The following is an 18,877-nucleotide window of genomic DNA, read 5'->3' as shown; positions in this document are numbered from 1 at the left end:
GGGGCCTGTCGAATGAACAGCGGCGCTTTGCACACTTAGCACCATGCGCTGCCTCAGCTGGGAGCTCTCCCCCGTGATCACGGAACTTGAATTCAAAAGCCTGGCCGGCGAAGGCTACAACCGCATTCCGCTCATGGTGCAAGCCTTTGCGGATCTGGAAACCCCGCTCTCGCTGTACCTGAAACTTGCGCACAGCAAGGATGGCGGCAAGCACAGCTTTTTGCTGGAATCGGTGGTGGGCGGCGAGCGGTTTGGCCGCTACAGCTTCATTGGATTACCCGCGCGCACCTTGCTGCGTGCCAGCGGTTTTGGGGCCGATGCGCGCACCGAGGTGGTCACCGACGGCCAGGTGGTGGAAACCGCGCGGGGCAACCCGCTGGATTTCATCGAGGCCTACCAGAAGCGCTTCAAGGTGGCCTTGCGCCCGGGCCTGCCGCGTTTTTGCGGCGGCCTGGCGGGCTACTTTGGTTATGACACGGTGCGCTACATCGAGAAGAAGCTCGAAACCACCTGCCCGCCCGATGCGCTGGAAACGCCCGACATCCTTTTGCTGCAGTGCGAGGAGCTGGCGGTCATCGACAACCTCTCGGGCAAGCTCTACCTCATCGTCTATGCCGACCCGGCGCAGCCCGAAGCCTATGGCAAGGCCAAAAAGCGCCTGCGCGAGCTCAAGGACCAGCTCAAGTATTCGGTGAGCGCCCCCCTGATCAAGGCCACGGAAAGCCACCCCGCGCAGCGCAGCTTTGCCAAGGCCGACTACCTGGCGGCCGTGGGCCGTGCGAAAGAGCTCATCGCTGCCGGTGATTTCATGCAGGTGCAGGTGGGCCAGCGCATCCATAAGCGCTACACGGAAAGCCCCCTGAGCCTGTACCGCGCGCTGCGTTCGCTGAACCCTTCGCCGTACATGTATTTCTACAATTTCGGCGATTTCCATGTGGTGGGGGCCAGCCCCGAAATCTTGGTGCGCCAGGAGCAGACCGATGCGGGCACCAAGGTCACCATCCGGCCGCTGGCCGGCACGCGCCCGCGCGGTGCCACGCCCGAGAAGGACAAGGCTGCCGAGGTGGAGCTCATCAACGACCCCAAGGAGCGGGCCGAGCATGTGATGCTGATCGACCTGGCGCGCAACGACATCGGGCGCATCGCCCAGACGGGCACGGTCAAGGTGACCGAGGCCTTTGTGGTCGAGCGCTACAGCCATGTGATGCACATCGTGAGCAACGTCGAAGGCCTGCTGAACGAGGGCATGACCAGCATGGATGTGCTCAAGGCCACCTTCCCCGCAGGCACCCTCACGGGCGCGCCCAAGGTGCATGCCATGGAGCTGATCGATCAGCTCGAACCCGTCAAGCGCGGGGTGTACGGCGGCGCCTGCGGTTACCTGAGCTACGCGGGCGACATGGACGTGGCCATTGCGATCCGCACCGGCATCATCAAGGACGGCACGCTGTATGTGCAGGCCGCCGCGGGTGTGGTGGCCGACTCGGTGCCCGAGCTGGAGTGGAAGGAAACCGAACACAAGGCGCGCGCCCTGATGCGCGCCGCCGAACTTGTCGAGGAGGGGCTGGAATGACCCAGGCCATCAACAACGTGCAGCATTGCACCACCATGGACGATGTGCGCCGCCACATCGATGCGCTGGACGACGTGCTGGTGCCTTTGCTGGTAACGCGCGGCGGCTACATGACCCAGGCCGCGCGCATCAAGCAGGATGCGTCGCAGGTGCGTGACGAAGAACGCATCCAGGCCATCGTGGACCGCGTGCGCGCCCGCACCCAGATCGAGGGCGGCGAGCCCGACGTGATGGAGGCCATCTACCGCAGCATGATGGAGGCCTACATCGCCCATGAACACCGCGAGTTCGCGCGCCTGCGCCCAACCGCCACGCAGGAGGGGTGAGGCCATGAAACTTTTGATGGTCGATAACTACGATTGAGGTCTACTGGCGTCTATCAACCTCCATGGAACAACTCTAAGTCTATGTTTTTAAAGGGTTGATCGTCCATCGAGCGATTCTGAAAGCTGGACAAATCCAGTGCTCATGTGTGTAATGGAGTGTGTAACGGGCCAAACTGGAGGCGTTATACACATGGCACTCACAGCACTCAATCTTCTCTCGGCGCGCAAAGTGGAAACGGCGCAGCCCAGGCCCAAGGTGTACCAACTCCGGGACGGAGGCAGCCTCTTTTTGCGCGTTCAGCCCAACGGCTCCAAGCTCTGGTGGTACCGCTACCGGCTGGGCGGCGCTGAACAGGTGTACTCAATCGGGGTGTACCCAAAGGTCACGCTGGAGGCAGCCCGTGCGGAACGGGACCGGGCAAAGGCGTTGGTCAAGAAGGGCCTCGACCCCATCGTGGAGAAAAAGGCGGCGATCGCCCTCCAGGCCGACACATACGAACGCACGTTCGAGACCGTTGCTCGGGAGTGGATCGTCAGCAATGCTCACTGGAGCGAGTACTACACCAACCAGGTCACCAGCTACCTTGAGAAGGATGTTTTCCCCCGGATTGGCAAGTTGCCGATCAGCAGCATCAGGGCTCCACATCTGCGCCCCATCATCAAGGATGTGGCGGCTCGTGGCGCGAAGACTGTGGCGATCCTCATCCGCCAGTGGTGTGGGCAAATCTTCAGTTATGCGGCTGCCCAAGGTCTCTGCGAATACGATCCTGCCGCCTTGCTCAAGGGACTGGTCAAGCGCCCTCAGGTCCGCCACAACCCTCCGTTGACATGGGCAGAGATCCCGGACTTTCTCAATCGTGTGGACAACGAAGGGGGTTACCAGACGACAGTCCTCGCCCTCAAGCTGATGGCTTTGACCTACGTGCGCACCGTAGAACTGCGCAAGGCCTCCTGGGAAGAGTTCGACCTGGACAACGCCATGTGGTCGATTCCGTCCGAGCGCATGAAGATGCGACGCCCCCATCTGGTTCCCCTGTCACGGCAGGCGGTGGCCGCTCTTAGGGAACTACATGCTCTAACTGGCGGCGGCAAAGTATTGTTCCCGAGCTACAGAAAGCCGGGACAAGTGATGTCGGCAACGACGCTCAATCAAGCACTCAAGCGCATGGGTTATGGCGGACGGTTTTCGTCCCATGGCTTCCGCTCGACCGCAACGACGATCCTTGGACTGTTGGGATATCCGGAGAAGCGGGTCGATCTTCAACTCGCTCATTCCAAAAAGAGCAAGGACTCATCGCGCGCGCCCTACGATCACACGAAGTTTGTGGAGTCCCGCAAGGTAATCATGCAGGACTGGGCTGACATCCTTGACTCATTGCAGGCAGGGAAACCCGTTGAAGGGGTCACGAAGGCGTTTGGCCCCATGTCGAAGCGTAGAACGGCGCTGCTCCGTGTCATAGAGCGCGAGTGATGTCTGCTGCTTGGCGAGTGGAATGCCTAATGCACGTGTAGCACCTTGAACTGAAGACGCAGAACGAGGACATTGGCACTCGACTAGGTTGGAGCATTCTTGGCGACCTGCAGTGCTCTGCGCTCGAACCGCTCTGAAACAACGTCGGCTTGTCCGCAGGGCCGCTGCAGGTGGGTCACGATCTCGTAGGGTCCGTCAGACAGCGGCCGTGTGTGAATGCCCCATCCCTGCGCATGCTCAATGCGCGATTGCGCGGATACCCCGACGCCGTAGCCGGCAGCGACCCATAGCGCGATCATCTCGAAGGAAGAGACACGCTGAATGTTCTGTTGACTCACCGCGGGAAGAGAAGGCAGCCGCTGATCCAGCAAAGGGCAATTCTCTGCAGGCCAGCGAAAGACGGAGTAGTCCAACAGTTCGGCGATCGTGAGCTTCGCCTGGTCAAGTAAGGGAAAGCGCAACGGCATGGCGACGGCCATGTTCTCGGTCCATAGAGGTTGGCTTTTCAGCGACGGATCGCTCGATCCTTCAAGCGTCATGCCCGCGTCGTAGCGGCCTTCCCGAAGTCCCGCAATCAAATCATCGGCTGTGACCTCATGAAACGAAATGGTGACTTCCGGCTCTTCCGCACGCTGCAACGCAAGCAATGCCGAAAGATGCGATGACGGTACGCCAGGCGCTATGGCAAGCCTGAAATTGGAAAAGGAAAACTGGCTGGTGGCGTCGTGCATGAGAGCCCCCACAAAGCGATCGGATCAAAAAGGCGAGCCACCATGATAGCCAAAAGAGATATCTTTAACGTGGTTAAATTCGGTCGATTGATCGACGCTTCTGGTGATGCAGAAGCGCAGCGTTCAACCGGGCCGCCCCCCTGGCACAACCACCTATGAAGCCGAGCCGGCACTGGCCTTCGGCCAAGCGGTGCGTGCTGCCCGCTTGGCGCAGGGAGTCGCTCAGGATGAATTCGCGTCCATGGCTGGTATAGCTCGCTCGCATATGGGCAAGATCGAGCGTGGGGAGCACATGCCCACGCTCGCATTGATACTGAAAATCTCCGCTGCCCTCAGCATAAGTGCGGCAGAGCTGATGAGTGCAACGGAACGCAATCTTCGTGCCGATGCCCAATCTTAAGTGGTGCGGTCCGTTGCGTCAGTCGCTCGAAGGGTCCCGGAGGCGGTCGATAAATCGCACCAGCGAAGCCGATGAGTTGCTGCTTTCGAGTCGAAGCAGGTAGGTGGTGATCACGGCTGTATCCAGCGCCAATGGACGGATCACCACGTCCGGTCGCTGGCTGACCGGAATCTTGGTCGCCGTCATGAAGCCCACGCCGTAGCCGGCACCGACCAAGGTGAGCATCATGTCCAGCGAGGAAACCTCCTCAACGACATTCAGTTTGTGTTCCTGGGTCTGCAGGAGGCGCGCCAACTCGCGGCAGTAGCCTTCGCACACCTGGGGATCGCACAGGACAAGAGGATGCCCCCGGAGTTCATGGAGTGGAACCTCCTTGTGGACGAGCAGTGCGTGCCGGGCTGGCAAGGCGACCACCAGCGGGTCCTGCCAGATAGGTTCGGCGACGATGCCATCACCGACGTCGGCGGTATGAGCGAATCCGATGCAGAAGTCGCCCGAGCGCAGGCCGCGCAACTGCTCGGCCAAAGGCACTTCGGACATCCGTATCTCGATCTCGGGTTCTTCGGCACGGCAACGGGCTAGAAACGCCGACAGCCGGGGATCGAGCGCGCCGTCGGATACGGCGATGCGCAGGCTGCCTCGCAAGCCCGCCGCGACAGCCTTGACGTTCTCGCGGGCCTGCTCCAGGACGGTGAATAGCCGGCGAGTGTCCTGCAGGAACACGGCACCCGCAGCGGTCAGTCGGGTGCCCCGGCGGTCCCGGTCGAAGAGCACAGCGCCTAACTCGTCCTCAAGCTCCTTGATGGCGCGGGACAGAGGAGGTTGCTCAATGTGAAGACGCTCAGCCGCCCGTGTGAAATGAAGTTCTTCGGCCAAAACGATAAAGCAACGCAGGTGCCGCAGTTCCATGAGCAATGTTCCTATTCAGGCGCTGACGACCTCCTTCTGTTTGCTCCACGCGATGCAGGTTGAAAACTTCTTTTAAGCGATGTTTTTTCATATGTTCTTGAGCATGAGATGTAGGCGTTCAACTTTTCCAAACGAGAGGCCGGGCTGTGTTTGACCGAGCATTCAAGAGCCCTGTTTATCCACGGCGCTAAGGTTCAATCTTTACAATGTCCCCAATGCCTTGTACGTATGCGAGTGCATAGGCCATCTCTCCAGAGGTTTGCGCATGCAAAAACATCAATGGTTGTCCGCGTGTTATCTCGTCACCTAAGCGCACCTGCAATTGAATCCCTGCGGCTGGACTCTCAGGCGCACCGGCCAATTTGGCTAAACGAGAAAGCTTACGGTTGTCGATGTGTACTGCTCGGCCTGAAGTGGTTGCCAAAAGCGGTTCGACATAGAGAGCTTGGGGCGGCTCACGAAATCCCCCCTGAGCCGCGCAGATTCTCTGAAATTTTTCCCACGCGCGGCCACTGCTGATCGTCTCATGAGCCAACCGAAGTCCCTCCCCTTCTTTGGCGACGCCGCCAAGCTCAAGCACCGCGCCCGCCACCAACGCCACGCGGTCACATAGGTCTTGCGGCGCATCCGCCTCGTTGCGCAATACGGCCAACACGTCGCGCGCCTCCAACGCCGGGCCGATACCTCTGCCGACAGGCTGATTCCCGTCTGTAAACAGGCAACGCAATACAAGGCCAAATGACGCGGCGACTTCCGAAAGGTGATGCGCAAGATGCTCGGCAGTTTCCCGGCTGCGGACTTTTGCGGTTGGCCCAACCGGAATATCGATCACGATGTGGGTCGCCCCTGCTGCAATCTTCTTGGATAACACCGAGGCAATCAGTTGTCCTTGCGTGTCGATATCCAGTTCACGCTCAATACGCACGAAGATGTCGTCCGCGGGGCTGAGGTGCATCGCGCCGCCCCACGCCACGCATCCACCCTCTTTCTCCACGACCTTTCTGAGCGTATCCAGGTCCAGGTCTACAGGAGCCAGCGTTTCCATGGTGTCCGCGGTGCCAGCGGGAGAGGTGATGGCGCGTGATGAGGTCTTGGGCATCACCAATCCATTGGCTGCGGCGATGGCAACCACCAACGGCGTGGTGCGATTTCCCGGTAATCCGCCCACGCAATGCTTGTCCACAACAATCGGAGCCTGCCATTGCAGGTGATCCCCGACATCGACCATCGCACGGGTGAGATGGATGGTCTCTTGCATATCCAGAGGCAGTACCGCCGTTGCGGTCAGGAAGGCCGAAAGTGCGACATCGGTATAGCGACCATCGACCACATCACGGACGATCGCCTGCAACTCCGTCGTTTGCAGTCGGTGGCCGTGAATTCGCGCACGCACGGCCGACAACGATTCGAGCAGCGGAGGATGCCGAACCTGCACAAGATCGCCCTCATGAATGTCCAGGGCATCCCAGGCGGCCTCGGACAGAGCGATCTGTCCGGTTTTGAGCAGATCGCTGTCGATTTGGTACAGTAGCGCTTGCACAGTGCGGTCGCCGGCAATGATCAGTACCTGTGACCGCGGTGCCAGCCCTTCGGCACGGCAGACATGGCAATCGGTACGCATCAAGACGACGGGTTGATGCTGGGCATGCAGTCGCATGCGCAATGCTTGCAAGGCGGGTGTCTGGGGCGTGATGCGGGCACTCACAGGGCGAACTCCTGGTTTTGCATGGGCACCGATGCGTGCCAATTGAGTTCGCGCTGGATACGTTCGCGCAGCGCCTCAGAGGCATCAGATTCACCGTGAACAATGAACACTCTTTCCGGCGCCTTGGTAAAGCCGCGCAGCCATCGCATCAGCTCATCGCTGTCGGCATGAGCCGACAACATCGCAAGCTCGGCGACCTCTGCCTTGATCGGCATCCAGCGTCCATGGATCTTGACTTCGCGAGCGCCCTCAAGCAGCTTGCGCCCGCGCGTACCTGCTGCTTGGAATCCAGAGAACAGCAGCGTGTTCTGATGGCTACCGCCAAACGCTTCTATGTGATGCAGCACGCGGCCGCCGGTGGCCATGCCGCTGGCGGAAATAATCACCTTGGGGTATCGATTCGCCGATAGCGCCTTGGACTCTTCAACGTCGCGCACGTATGTGACTTCTGAGAATGCCGTCTCGAAATCGTGTTGAGCGAGCTTGTGGTCGTCGGCATGGCGGTGCAGCAGCGCAGTTGCGCTGGTGGCCATGGGACTGTCCAGATAGACGGGCACGTTGCGGAGCCGACCGCGCTGTCGCAACAGCCATAGGTCATAGATCAACGACTGCGCGCGTCCTACGGCAAAAGCGGGAATCACTACGGTGCCTCCGCGGCGAGTCGTACGCTCGATGATGTCGCCTAGCGCTTCGACGGCATCGGAACGGTCATGATGACGATTGCCATAGGTGGACTCGATGATGATGTAGTCCGCTTCCGTGACGGGTTCAGGATCAGGCATGACCGCATCGTCATAGCGGCCCAGGTCGCCGGAGAACACCAAACGCTTGCCGCCGATGTCGATCTGCGCCGTCGCCGCTCCAAGAATGTGGCCGGCCCTGCGTAGAACCAGGCGTGCACCGCCCGGCAATACCGTCTCCTGATGCAGTGGCACGGGCTTGAACTGCAAGAGCGTGCGTTCGGCATCTCGGACCCGATACAGGGCAAGGGCTGGCTTGTGCTTGGAAAATCCCTTCCGGTTGGCGAACTCGGCATCCTTCTCCTGCAACCAAGCACTGTCGAGCAGGATGAGTTCGGCGACGTCCCGTGTGGCTGGCGTCGAGAAAATCTTCCCGCGGAACCCGTTCAGCACCAATCGGGGGAGATATCCACAATGATCCAGGTGCGCGTGCGTCAGTACAACCGCATCGATGTCCTTGGACTCAACGACAAGATGCTGCCAGTTCAGCTCGCGCAGGTTCTTCAGTCCTTGGAAAAGTCCGCAGTCGATCAGGATGCGGGTACTGCCATATGTGATCAGGTGTTTGGAGCCGGTGACGGTACCGGCACCGCCCAGGCTGGTCAGTGAGAGCATGAAGTTGTCTCCTCGCTTGTTGGTGGGTTGTGAAATCAGGAGCTGGCGCGGTCACTGCGGACCGTGTCAGAACCACTTGAAATTCACGCGTCGGTCGCGGCAGCAGCAGCCTGCGAACTGTTCCAGCCGGTCACTTGCGCAGCGGCATAGATGGCATCCACCCAGGTGCATCGATTGGCGATCAGCATTCCAGCCACATCGAGGGTGCCGCCGTGGTTGATGTAGCCCAAAGCCCGCGTCTTCGAAGGGCCGCTGTCAATGCGGCGAAGCACGCCCAGCATCGGCTCAGGGCGGGTATGGCTTATCAACACGCGCGGCAGGTGAGGCGGGAAGAGCGCTTGCAGGGATTCGTCACCGAGCACGAAGGCGGCCTCAAGTTCGTCTCGCGGAATGCGTAGACGGCCGGGCTCGACCACCACGGTGATGCACGACGCAAGCCCATGGTGCTCCAGGCGGGCATGGGCTTTGAGCGCTTCCTCCAACTGGTAGGCGCCAATCGCTACGAATTGCAGTTGTGCGGTGGACGGATCGCCGGCTACATGGGCTGCTCCATGCTCGATCAGCGATTGAGCCGCGGCGGCACTGAAGTGATTCGGCGTGTCGCGCTTGGAGACCACCACACAAGCCACTTGGCCGCGGCTGGCGTAGACCGCTCGCAACGCGGCGCACGCCGTGTTTTCATCCACCGGGAACAACACGCGTGCGGTGTCCGACATCTCCCCCAGCAATGCTTCGCCAATGGTCGGGTCCTGGTGTGACTGCTCGTTCTTGCTGTTCTCCCAGGTGTGGGATGTGACGATCAGCGGGACGGAGATCCAGCCTGGCGGCTGGCCCAGCTCCTTCTGCCGACGCGCGAAGATGATCTCCTGGCGCATCAATCCAAGCATCTTGACCGCGAATGCCTCGTAGCTGACGATCAGGTTCAGCCCCCCTTTGTTGGCGAGGGCGGCGGCCGCAACGGCTTCTTCATTGAGTGCGGTGACCACCGAGCCATCCGTCGATTCCGGGACGCCGGGTTCGGGCACGTTGACGCGGTGCTTGAGCAGCGCCAGAGTGGCCCCCATCTTGTTGCTGGCCAGTTCGTCGGGATTGCCGATCCGGATGCGCAACTGTGGATTTGCCTGCACCAGCTCCACGAACCAACGGTCCAGTGCGGACATGGCGCTGCCCGATACCTCCGTTGGCGCCCAGGCCGGCATCGGCAGATGAGGGCTCGCTGGATGGCGTAGGGCCATGGGGTGCTCGCTTTCGCGCGAGCGCTGGCTCTGGCCGTGATTCGCAAGGACGGTGAGCGCGTTTTCCAGTTCGCTCTCGGGCACGAACAGCGCCGCAGCCCCTGCGTTGAAGGCCTCGCGTGCCTGCGCATCCTCGCGCGGATTGCCGTTCAGCGGCAGGTTGTGGGCGGCATTGGTCGCCGCGCCCGGGAAGCCAAAACCTTTCTCCGTCTCGGCGATCACGTAGGGCAGCTTGACCGGATAGCGCCGATCCGAGCGTGCGGCGAAGGCGCTCAGCGTGTCTTCGGCTTCAACAATGGCCCATGCGATCGCCATCGGATCACGTCCATCAACGATGACGGGATCGAAGCCGTTGTGGCGCAGATCTTCGGCCAGCCAGGTAGCGCCACCTTCCTGCACGATCTGGGTGCGCTGCTCGATGCGCCGTCCGTTGAGAATCATGACCGGGATGGCGAAGCCGCAGTCCTCGGCGCGCCACCAGCGCGGCGCCCAGTCCGAGCCACGGTGTTCCTCGAAAGCGCCATCACTGAGGAATGCCACCAGGCTTTCTCCCGGCAACGGCGTGTGCACATACTGCAGCCCGGCGAACCCCAGATAGCCGCCTTCGGAGATCGCGCCGGCCGTGTTCGGCCCGGCATGGCTACCCAGCGGTACCGCGGGCCGACCCTGCTTATCGATGGCATAGGAGTAGAAGTCCGCGATCAAACGCGACAGGCCCGCCTCGCTGCGGTCGTAGCGTCCACGCTGGGCGGCGGATACATCGCCGGTCAGTGCGTTCACCGCCTCGATCGCGGCCACGCAGTGCCCCTGCCCCATGAGCCAGCCGCGTGTCGTCCCGGTCAGCGCGTTGGCCAACAGATAACCCACGAAGGCTGGCACCATGTTGAGCGAGCCGCCGGTGTGGCCTTCGGGCGTTTGTTTGAAATCATCGGAGCCCAGTGGGCAGCCGCTTCGGTCGATGCGCCGGGCATAGGTCATATGCGCCACTACGCTCATGGCCGTGCAGGCCACCCGGTCGGCTGCAGCCAGCAGCGCATGGGCCGAGGCTTCGTCTGCTATACGCCTTTGCGCGACCAGACGTTGCACTAGGGCCTGCATACGTTCGATGGTTTCAGACCTGTGCGCGATGGGCCCGTAACCAGCACGCCAATCGATTGCGAGGTTAGCCTGAGAGGGCATTTCGGGTTCCTTGAAAATAGCGGGATAGGTGGAAGATCAGGTTCGCGGATCGGTCTGGCCGCTGGAAAGCGCGCCGGCAATCAGCGAAGCAAGACCAATGCGGTTGCTCGGATGCGGTACCGTGTCGGTGGATGTGATCCGGGCAAACAACGGTGTCAATAGGGTCCAGGCATCCTCGGCGAACAGGGCATGCACCACTACGCACTCCGGCTTGCGCATTCCTTGCTCGGCGAGCTTGCGCGCCGCGACGGCGAGCGTGCGGCCTGATGATGCGATGTCGTCCACAAGCACCGGCGTTCTGCCGCGCCAGATCGACAGGTCGGGAACATCGATGTCCACGCTGCGATCGCCATGGCGTGTCTTGCGAAGCACAGCGTGCGGTACGCCGATGCGGGACGCGATGGCGCCGGCCCACTGCTCGCTTTCCTCGTCGGGGCCCACGATCAAAGGTTCTTCGACATGATTCGCGATCCAGTCGGCCAGCAGTGGTGCGGCATGCAAGGTGATGGTGGGGATCGTGTAGACCGCTGATAGTGTCGGATAGCGGTGCAGATGCGGATCCACCGTGAGCAGCTTGTCGAAGGTCGATGAGACCAGACGTGCGAAGGACCGCGACGTCACGCTTTCTCCGTCATGGAATCGCTTGTCCTGGCGCATGTAGGCCAGATACGGTGCGATCAGGTTCACCTCTTGCGCGCCAAGTTCGCGCGCCGCGTCAGCGGCAAAAGCCAGAAGCAGGAACTGCGGATCAGGATGGGCCAGCGTGCAAATCACATCCACGATCCGATCGGCAGGTTCGCCATGCAACCGGACATAGCTCTCGCCATCGGGGAATCGGCGCGTTTCGATGCGGCCGGCTTCGCTGCCGCATGCCTGCGCGATGCCGCGGGCCAGATCTTCATTGCCGGGTAGGGCCAGGGTGAGTCGTTGCATCCATTTATCTCCTTATTTGTTGTCCTTGGTCTCTTATCGAGCGCGGGTGCCTTATCGTTCAGCTCGCTGTGTTCACCTTGCCAACTGGCTAATGACGACGGCATTGGCAGTACTGCGTCGACGTGGTAGCTCCACAAGCAACCCGGCTCTTGTCATGAACAGCAACAGAGTGGCTTGCATGGCGTTCAAGGAATCGATCTGCATCAGAATCGCCGTCCTACGGTGATCGTTCCGTAGACCGGGATTTCCTTTTGTCCACGAAATTCGCGGGTGCGGTGGTAGCGGGCTATCGCGATGCGCCAGTTGCCCTGAGTCATCGCGATGCCATAGCCCACATCGGCCACGAATGGCCGTTTATCAACACTATGACTGGACTTGAACGTATTGCCGTCCAACGTGATGTCGTGCAAAACCCAGCGACCGTCGAGTGCCACGAACAGGTGCCCGTTCCAGTTGCTGCCAGCGGTCTTACGCACGGGCGAGGTGTTTTCTCCAGCCGGGCGCAGCGGTGCGGTGCCTAAGTCGTCCGGCAGGCGTAGGCCATAGCGCAGTTCTCCGCCGACATTCGCGTAGGTGGCGAAATTGCCCAAGCTGCCGCCCCAGTGGCGGGTCAGATCCCAACCCCAACCGCTGACGTTTTCTTGCCTGATGACTCGTGTTCGGCGTTCGTGGAGCAACTGCAGCACGGGTTCGTCGCGCAGTTGATGTCTCCAGCCATTGAATCTGTCCACTCCGACGGTGTCATGCCACCAGTTCTGGACTTGCCTGGCCTGGGAGGAGGGCCCCACCACCCCCACGCGGAGTTGCGAAGTGCGCAGCGTATCGCCCCGCCTCGCGTTATAGCCAAGGCTCAACATCAAGGCGCCCGCGAAAGGACGATCATCCTTGATGAGATCGCTGCGCGTTTTGTCGTTCGGGGTGTACATCATCTGCCCGAAGCCGATGGTCATGTTCTGTTCGTCGAAGCCTTGGGGTTGGAGCATCGTGAGAAAGCGATTCAGCCCACGGACGAGACGCGGTAGACAAGGGTCATCGCTATAGTCCACGAGGTTGGGGGAAACCCAACTGGCGAGAAACCCGTTGGAGTACCCTTGGTCTTGTCCAATGCCGCCGAACATGTCGTTGTCGATCCGCAGATTGAGCGTTCCCGTTGAGCGCAGCGGGTTGTCCTGGTGGCAGGACTGGGCCTGTGCGGAGGCGCTCAGCAATAGCAGCAGCAAGGGGGCTGCGACTTTCAGCCTCCATTCAGTTTGGTCGGTGGACTGAACCTTCGTCACGCTGGCGTGCCACCCTGCCCAGGGGTTGCAGTCGCAATGACCGATTGGGGCTGGCGCACCAGCATCACCGGAACTGGTGCGATGCGAGCGAGCTGCTCTGCATCGCTTCCCATCAGCAGCCTGTCCACGCCCCGGCGTCCGTGAGTACCCAACACCACCAACTCGCATTGAGTGGTCAGTGCCTGCTGAGCGATGAGCACCGAGACGCGCTCGCCCTTGCTTTCCAGAAGGACGGTCTCAACCGCCAGGCCTTCCTGCCTCAGCCGCAGCGCCGCCTCGTCCAGCAGCTTCTGCCCGGCCGCCAGGAAGCCCGGCCTCACTTCTTCAATATAGATCCTCGGCCTCTCGAAGCCGTTGCTGTGCTTCATCTCCTCGATGACGTGCAGCAAGACGATGGTTGCGCCATTCAGGCGTGCCAGCACCGCAGCGTGGTGGAGCGCCAAATCGGCAGTAGGACTTCCGTCGAGCGGAACCAGGATTCTTGAGTACATGAATGTCTCCAGTTATCAGAGTAGAACGGGATGACGAACAGATATTGCGTATACCGTGTCGCAATAGCGGACGCGGGATACGCTTATTCAGTTGCGTACATATTCCCCTGGGGCGTCGCAAACAGTGGGGTATCCACTGGATTCAGCACCTATGAGCGGAGGCGCAACAACATCACCGGAACGCTCTCGCAGCCACGCCGACCATGCGGGCCACCAGGAATCCGGATGCGTCTGCATCGTCGCTTGCCACTCATCCGGCGCCATGTATCCATCACCGGCCGCGCGGGTATGGATTTGATATTGGCGCTTACCTCGGCCGGGCTCGCTCACGATGCCGCCGTTGTGTCCTCCAGTGGTCAGCACGAAAGTCAGCTCGGCCGAAGACAGGAGATGCAGCTTGTAAACCGAGCGCCAAGGCGCAATATGATCCGAGGCAGTGCCGACGCAAAACACCGGCACAGCGATGTCTCCCACTGAAACGGGGCGACCCGTGACGGGATAACGCCCCGCGCTGAGATCGTTATTCAGGTAAAGGCGTCGGAGATACTGCGAATGCATCTTCGCGGGCAGGCGAGTCCCATCGGCATTCCAAGCCATCAGGTCGGTCATTGGCCGGCGATCGCCCAATAGGTATTCGTCAATCATGCGAGACCATATGAGATCGTAGGAGCGCAGTAGCTGAAAAGCTCCGCTCATCTGGTCGGAGGTCAAATAACCGGTTTGAGCCATGCTGGCTTCCAACAGCGCCACTTGACTCTCGTTGATGAAAAGACTCAGCTCGCCCGGTTCGCTGAAGTCCGTCTGTGCGGCAAGCAGGCTTACCGACACCAGCCGCGTATCGCCATCACGCGCCATGGCTGAAGCACCAATGGCCAGTAGCGTTCCGCCCAGGCAATAACCAGCCGCGTGGACTCCATGCCCGGGGACAACGGAAGTCACAGCGTCCAGCGCTGCATGCAGGCCGAACTCCAGGTACTCATCCATGCCCAAATCTCGATCCTCAGCATCCGGATTTCTTCAGGAGATGCAAAAAACCGTATGCCCTTGCGCAACCAGATACCGTATCAGCGAGTTATGCGGTGACAGATCCAGTACGTAGTACTTCATGATCCAGGCAGGAATGATCATGATCGGTTCGGGATGGACTTTCTCGGTAGTGGGCGTGTACTGAATCAGTTCGATCAGTCGATTTCTCAGAACGACTTTTCCTTCCGTGACCGCTACGTCGCGCCCAACGACGAAGTTCTCCGTTCCCGCGGGAGGCTGGCCGGATAGTTGCCGACGCAAGTCGTCGAGAAAGTTGGACGTCCCCCGCGCTAGATTGGCGCCTTGCTCTGCGATGGTTCTTTTCAGGACAACGGGGTTGAAAACCGCAGCGTTGGCGGGCGAAAGCATTTCCAGCCACTGTTTGGCGCCAAACGCCAGCAGGCGTTGGTGTTTCGGATCCACTCCCCACACCCCCTGCGTGGCCTGCTCCCACCATTTGGTCTGATTGACGAATGAACTGCGGAAAAGGTCGTAGGGCCATTGATCCCATGCAGGATCGTTGAAGCGGCGGTCATTGACAGGTGACCGGTCAGGAGCGGTGGCTCCCCGGTTCGGGTTGGCCCGATTCTTCTTCAATACGGCCATCCATTGCTCGGACAGGGAGGCTGCAAACGCCAAAAGCTCGGCTTGCTTGCCAGGACTGTTTGCTAAATGGCTCGCCCAGTCCACCCACGCGAGCAACGATGTCTCCGGCGAAATAGACGACCAAGCCTGTGCCCAAGCGACATGGGCATCCCCATCCAACTTCGGATTGATGGCTGAGTCGATATTGCCGTTCTTTTTATTCGTCAAAGCGTATTACCTCTATTTCTGCACAAGTAGAAAGAGCCCCTTGCTTGAAAACGGGAGTCGATTGCGATTTCCTGGGCGACGACGCCTCGCCAGCGCGTCAGCGATGTATCCATCTGCCAGCTCGCTCCGCTGTTTCGCTTCGCCTAACCGGCCATCAGGCTGATTACCAGTGCGTTCGCAATATCGATGACGAACCCACATACCAGGGGCACCACAATGAACGCCTCGCGTGCCGCACCATGCTCCCGAGTCACCGCCGTCATGTTGGCGATGGCAGTGGCGGTAGATCCCAGCGCAATACCGCCGAAACCCGCGCACACCACGGCGGCTTGGTAATCCTTGCCCATTGCCCGAAAAACAATCAGCAAAACGAATGCGATGACCAGGGCAATCTGCACCAGCATCGCCGCCGTGATGAAGGCAAGCACGGGCTGCAGTTCCCAGAGCCTGAGTCCCATCAGCGCCATGGTCAGAAACAGGCCCAGTGAGATATCGGAGACCAGGGCAATGCCTGGCTGCATGCTCGGCCAGTTCCATAGACGTCCGCCCCCACTCGGCCTCATCCAGTCGGCCACCATGCGCAGGAGAATCCCGGCCAGCAGGCAGCCCACAAAGGCGGGCAGCGTGACGGGGGTACGCGCTACCAAGGCATTGATTCCGTATCCCAGCATCAAGGCCAAGTTGAGCCAGAGCAATGCCAGCAGCACGCCGTAGTAGTCCAGGCGGGCATGCTGCTCATTGCTGTGCAGCGTGCCAATTTCCAGGGCGCTGTCTCCGGCTTGAAGCCGATGCCTGCGCATGAGCAGGCTTGCGATCGGGCCGCCGATGGTGCAGGCCGCGATCAGGCCGATCATGTTCGCTGCCAATCCCAGTTCCTGCGCTTGCGCAATGCCGAGGTTTTGAACGAAGTGATCGGACCAGGCCAAGGTGGTGCCCACGCCTCCGGTCAGGGAAATCGATCCCACCATCAGCCCGGCGCGCGGATCCAGGCCGAAGGCGCGTGCCATCTCCATCCCGGCCAGGTTCTGCAGCACCATGAACCCGATGGCCAACCCCGACAGGATCAGCAAGGGCCGCCCACCATGGCGCAGCGTGCGGGCGTCGGTACCCAGGCCAATGGCCGCAAAGAAGTACAGCAGCAGCGCGTCACGCGCTTCGAGATCGAAACTGACGACGATCCCCGCACCGTAGTACAGGGCGAAGACAACCAGGGCGCAGGCCAGGCCGCCCACCAGGGATTCCGGGATGCTGTATCGACGCAAGATGCCCCAACGCGCAACCAGGCCCTTGCCCACGAACAACAGCACGATGGCGAGCGTGAATCCATGGAAGGCATCGATCGTCATCGCGCCTTCTCCCTGTCCAGGCAGGACAGTGCGTGGCTGGCGGCTATCCACTCTTCGTTGGTGGGCTCGACCGCCACGATGACCTGGCTGTGGTCGCTGGAAATCTTCGCCGCGTGGCGGGCGTTGGCGTCGGTATCCAGGGCAATGCCCAGAAAGCCCAGCGCCGCACAGATGCGCTCGCGAATGAACGCATTGTGTTCACCGACACCCGCCGTGAACACCAACATGTCCAGACCGCCCAGCACGGCGACCAGGGCCCCGATCTCGCGCACGATGCGTCGCACGTAAAGGGCCAGTGCCAAGCGCGCTCGCTCCCCCGTTTCGCCTGCATCGTTCTCGTGCCCGACAATGACGCGCGGCTCGGCCGAGATTCCCGAAACGCCGAGCAGGCCGGACTCGTGATAGAGGACGCGCCCCACTTGCTCCAGTGAGAGCTTCTCGACTTCCATCAGGTAGAGCACCGCACCCGGATCGAGCGCGCCGGTGCGGGTGCCCATCATCAGGCCGTCAAGCGCGGAGAAGCCCATGGTGGTGGCCACGCTTTTGAGTCCTTGCATGGCGCACAGACTGGCGCCACTGCCCAAGTGGGCAACGACGGTGCGCCCGCACGCGGCGTCGCCATGGCGTTCGGGCAAGGCCACTGCCATGTACTCATACGACAGGCCGTGAAACCCGTACCGACGCAGACCGCGCTCCCATGCGGCATAGGGCAACGGCAGGATCTTCTCGACCTGGGGCAAAGTGTGGTGGAAGGCCGTGTCGAAGCAAGCCATCTGTGGCAGATCTGGCTGCTCCCGCAGCAGGATCTCCACGGCTTCGAGCGCGAATGGCTGGTGCAGCGGGGCCAGAGGAATGTAGCCCTTGAGGTCGGCCAGGACATTTGCGTCCAGGCGCACGGGCATGGAGTATTTGCTGCCGCCGTGGACGATACGGTGGGCGACCGTACCTACGTGGCGGCCGTCGAGCCGCCGGCTGACACGATCGCGGATGAGGCGCAGTGCGGCGCGATACGGATGTGCCGTGTCCAGTTCGATCGAGAACGGCGCAACTCCGGTCTCTCCGAAATCCGGATCGGCACCGCCGATCCCCTGCACCTTGCCATTCCACAATGCCTGGCGAGGCAGTGGCGTGGCCGAGGGATCGAACACCGCAAACTTGATGCTGGATGAACCGCAGTTCAGTACAAGGATCAGTCCGTGCCCGGGGCGTCCGGAGCGGGCCGTGGTCGCATCCATCATGTCGTCCTCTTTTTGCCCGGCCCCGGTGACGTCGCCACGGTGTGCGGGTATGCCTGCACTCTCATCGTCGTCAGATTCAGCGTGCCGTGTAGCCGCCGTCCGCGATGAGCTGGGTGCCCGCAAAGAAGCTGCTTCCTTCCGATAGCAAAAACGCCACGGCATGGGCGATTTCGTCCGGGGTCCCCAGACGGCCGATCGGATGCAGGTCAACGGCCTTCTGGAGGGCCGATTCATCCAGGAAATCCAGGATGGGCGTACGCACGTAACCGGGATGAATCGAATTGATCCGGATTCCCTTGGACGCATAGGCCAGTCCTGCCGAGCGGGTCAGCCCGGTCACGCCATGTTTGGCTGCGACGTACGCAGGGTTCGCTGCGTCGCCCACCACCCCCAGGATGGAGGAGACGTTGACGATGGCGCCGCCTCCCGAGCGCAGGATGGCGGGAATCTGATGGCGCAGGCCATAGAACACGCCGTTCAGGTTGACATCGATCACCCGGCGCCAGGCGGCAGGGTCCAGTTCTCCCGCCGGGCTCTGGTCGCCACCGATACCGGCGTTGTTGACGGCAAAATGAAGGTCGCCGAACGTATCGACCGCGCAGGCCACGGCAGCCTGGACCTCATCGATGCATGCCACGTCGGCCACGTTGGCCACGGCGTGGCCGCCCTCGGCGTTGATGAGGCTGGTGACGCGCTGCGCATTGTCGGCGCTGACATCGGAGACGACGACATTCAGGCCGTTGCTTGCAAGCAGCCGGGCAATGGCCTCGCCAATGCCAGACCCTGCACCGGTGACCAGGGCTACGCGGCCAGAGAATGAGTACTGCATGGTGTTTCCTCCAAAGGGGTGGATTAAAAAGAGGGGGTTA

The 18,877-nt window shown here is 61.1% G+C and carries 15 protein-coding genes and 1 pseudogene; 4 read left to right on the top strand and 12 right to left on the bottom strand.

What is annotated here, in order from left to right; translation table 11 throughout:
- Nucleotides 1-73 precede the first annotated feature (73 nt).
- From trpE to CCX87_RS17125, 3 genes are all read left to right on the top strand, one after another.
- Nucleotides 74-1,573: an anthranilate synthase component I gene (trpE, locus tag CCX87_RS17135; protein WP_087748440.1), complete on the top strand. Its 1,500-nt coding sequence runs from the start codon at nt 74-76 to the stop codon at nt 1,571-1,573.
- On the top strand, nt 1,570-1,899 hold the full coding sequence (locus CCX87_RS17130) for a chorismate mutase (RefSeq protein ID WP_087747810.1): 330 nt from the start codon (nt 1,570-1,572) through the stop codon (nt 1,897-1,899). Before trpE ends, CCX87_RS17130 begins: the two co-directional genes overlap by 4 nt.
- A gap of 190 nt (nt 1,900-2,089) precedes the next feature.
- A complete protein-coding gene (locus CCX87_RS17125) occupies nt 2,090-3,370 on the top strand; it encodes a tyrosine-type recombinase/integrase (RefSeq protein ID WP_003060765.1) in 1,281 nt (426 codons plus the stop codon).
- A gap of 83 nt (nt 3,371-3,453) precedes the next feature.
- Here the strand turns inward: CCX87_RS17125 and CCX87_RS17120 are convergent, their stop codons facing one another.
- Nucleotides 3,454-4,101 carry a substrate-binding domain-containing protein gene (locus tag CCX87_RS17120; protein WP_020307796.1) on the bottom strand — a complete coding sequence of 216 codons (648 nt, stop codon included), beginning with the start codon at nt 4,099-4,101 and terminating at the stop codon, nt 3,454-3,456.
- Between the two features lie 106 nt (nt 4,102-4,207).
- Here CCX87_RS17120 and CCX87_RS17115 point away from each other — a divergent pair, with 106 nt between their 5' ends.
- Nucleotides 4,208-4,501, top strand: a complete 294-nt coding sequence (locus CCX87_RS17115) for a helix-turn-helix domain-containing protein (protein ID WP_003050003.1) — start codon at nt 4,208-4,210, stop codon at nt 4,499-4,501.
- An 18-nt stretch (nt 4,502-4,519) separates the two neighbouring features.
- Here the strand turns inward: CCX87_RS17115 and CCX87_RS17110 are convergent, their stop codons facing one another.
- The 11 genes and pseudogenes from CCX87_RS17110 to CCX87_RS17060 all read right to left on the bottom strand — a co-directional run bounded on the left by CCX87_RS17110 (nt 4,520) and on the right by CCX87_RS17060 (nt 18,837).
- The gene (locus CCX87_RS17110) at nt 4,520-5,410 is read right to left on the bottom strand and encodes a LysR family transcriptional regulator (protein WP_003050005.1); all 891 of its coding nucleotides are present in this window, start codon (nt 5,408-5,410) and stop codon (nt 4,520-4,522) included.
- A gap of 187 nt (nt 5,411-5,597) precedes the next feature.
- The gene (locus tag CCX87_RS17105; protein ID WP_020307800.1) at nt 5,598-7,115 is read right to left on the bottom strand and encodes a thymidine phosphorylase family protein; all 1,518 of its coding nucleotides are present in this window, start codon (nt 7,113-7,115) and stop codon (nt 5,598-5,600) included.
- Nucleotides 7,112-8,470 carry an MBL fold metallo-hydrolase RNA specificity domain-containing protein gene (locus CCX87_RS17100; RefSeq protein WP_020307801.1) on the bottom strand — a complete coding sequence of 453 codons (1,359 nt, stop codon included), beginning with the start codon at nt 8,468-8,470 and terminating at the stop codon, nt 7,112-7,114. Before CCX87_RS17100 ends, CCX87_RS17105 begins: the two co-directional genes overlap by 4 nt.
- A gap of 83 nt (nt 8,471-8,553) precedes the next feature.
- Nucleotides 8,554-10,884 carry a xylulose 5-phosphate 3-epimerase gene (locus CCX87_RS17095; protein ID WP_087747809.1) on the bottom strand — a complete coding sequence of 777 codons (2,331 nt, stop codon included), beginning with the start codon at nt 10,882-10,884 and terminating at the stop codon, nt 8,554-8,556.
- Nucleotides 10,885-10,920: 36 nt separating this feature from the next.
- Complete coding sequence (locus CCX87_RS17090; protein ID WP_087747808.1) at nt 10,921-11,817, bottom strand: ribose-phosphate pyrophosphokinase; 897 nt, start codon at nt 11,815-11,817, stop codon at nt 10,921-10,923.
- Nucleotides 11,818-12,020: 203 nt separating this feature from the next.
- On the bottom strand, nt 12,021-13,094 hold the full coding sequence (locus tag CCX87_RS17085; RefSeq protein WP_018715726.1) for a lipid A deacylase LpxR family protein: 1,074 nt from the start codon (nt 13,092-13,094) through the stop codon (nt 12,021-12,023).
- Entirely contained in the window at nt 13,091-13,585 is a 495-nt protein-coding gene (locus CCX87_RS17080; RefSeq protein ID WP_018715727.1) for a universal stress protein, read from the bottom strand. The genes CCX87_RS17085 and CCX87_RS17080 overlap by 4 nt, the downstream gene beginning before the upstream one ends.
- An 87-nt stretch (nt 13,586-13,672) precedes the next feature.
- A pseudogene (locus tag CCX87_RS17075) lies at nt 13,673-15,424 on the bottom strand (PHA/PHB synthase family protein).
- A 143-nt stretch (nt 15,425-15,567) separates the two neighbouring features.
- On the bottom strand, nt 15,568-16,770 hold the full coding sequence (gltS, locus tag CCX87_RS17070) for a sodium/glutamate symporter (RefSeq protein ID WP_068679683.1): 1,203 nt from the start codon (nt 16,768-16,770) through the stop codon (nt 15,568-15,570).
- A complete protein-coding gene (locus tag CCX87_RS17065) occupies nt 16,767-18,008 on the bottom strand; it encodes an acetate/propionate family kinase (RefSeq protein WP_087748439.1) in 1,242 nt (413 codons plus the stop codon). Before CCX87_RS17065 ends, gltS begins: the two co-directional genes overlap by 4 nt.
- Before the next feature lie 76 nt (nt 18,009-18,084).
- Nucleotides 18,085-18,837, bottom strand: coding sequence for an SDR family NAD(P)-dependent oxidoreductase (locus tag CCX87_RS17060; RefSeq protein ID WP_087747807.1), 753 nt, complete (start codon nt 18,835-18,837; stop codon nt 18,085-18,087).
- Nucleotides 18,838-18,877 lie beyond the last annotated feature (40 nt).

It is taken from the genome of Acidovorax sp. T1 (assembly GCF_002176815.1).
In the GTDB taxonomy this organism is placed as follows: Bacteria; Pseudomonadota; Gammaproteobacteria; order Burkholderiales; family Burkholderiaceae_C; genus Acidovorax.
Note: the sequence above shows the minus strand (reverse complement) of the source record. Positions and strands in the feature narration are given on the sequence as shown.